The sequence below is a fragment of the Tritonibacter sp. SIMBA_163 genome (assembly GCF_046535935.1).
GTDB classification, from domain to species: domain Bacteria; phylum Pseudomonadota; class Alphaproteobacteria; order Rhodobacterales; family Rhodobacteraceae; genus Epibacterium; species Epibacterium scottomollicae.
In genome coordinates, this window is the sequence record NZ_JAWJBP010000084.1 from 1 (window position 1) to 692 (window position 692).

The 692-nt window shown below is 54.5% G+C and carries 1 protein-coding gene; it reads left to right on the plus strand.

Annotation, left to right across the window (positions count from 1 at the left end; translation table 11 throughout):
- Positions 1–676 (plus strand): IS1-like element IS1B family transposase gene (locus R0J92_RS21515; RefSeq protein WP_244581521.1). Its coding sequence is split into 2 segments (ribosomal slippage), with 677 coding nucleotides annotated over them: positions 1–228 and positions 228–676; the frame shifts between segments, so codons are not numbered across the junction. This gene is flagged as partial in the annotation.
- Positions 677–692: the final 16 nt, after the last annotated feature.

Below are 692 nucleotides of genomic sequence, written 5' to 3' on the forward strand. Positions count from 1 at the left end.
GTCCCTCCTGTTCAGCTACTGACGGGGTGGTGCGTAACGGCAAAAGCACCGCCGGACATCAGCGCTATCTCTGCTCTCACTGCCGTAAAACATGGCAACTGCAGTTCACTTACACCGCTTCTCAACCCGGTACGCACCAGAAAATCATTGATATGGCCATGAATGGCGTTGGATGCCGGGCAACTGCCCGCATTATGGGCGTTGGCCTCAACACGATTTTACGTCACTTAAAAAACTCAGGCCGCAGTCGGTAACCTCGCGCATACAGCCGGGCAGTGACGTCATCGTCTGCGCGGAAATGGACGAACAGTGGGGCTATGTCGGGGCTAAATCGCGCCAGCGCTGGCTGTTTTACGCGTATGACAGGCTCCGGAAGACGGTTGTTGCGCACGTATTCGGTGAACGCACTATGGCGACGCTGGGGCGTCTTATGAGCCTGCTGTCACCCTTTGACGTGGTGATATGGATGACGGATGGCTGGCCGCTGTATGAATCCCGCCTGAAGGGAAAGCTGCACGTAATCAGCAAGCGATATACGCAGCGAATTGAGCGGCATAACCTGAATCTGAGGCAGCACCTGGCACGGCTGGGACGGAAGTCGCTGTCGTTCTCAAAATCGGTGGAGCTGCATGACAAAGTCATCGGGCATTATCTGAACATAAAACACTATCAATAAGTTGGAGTCATTACCG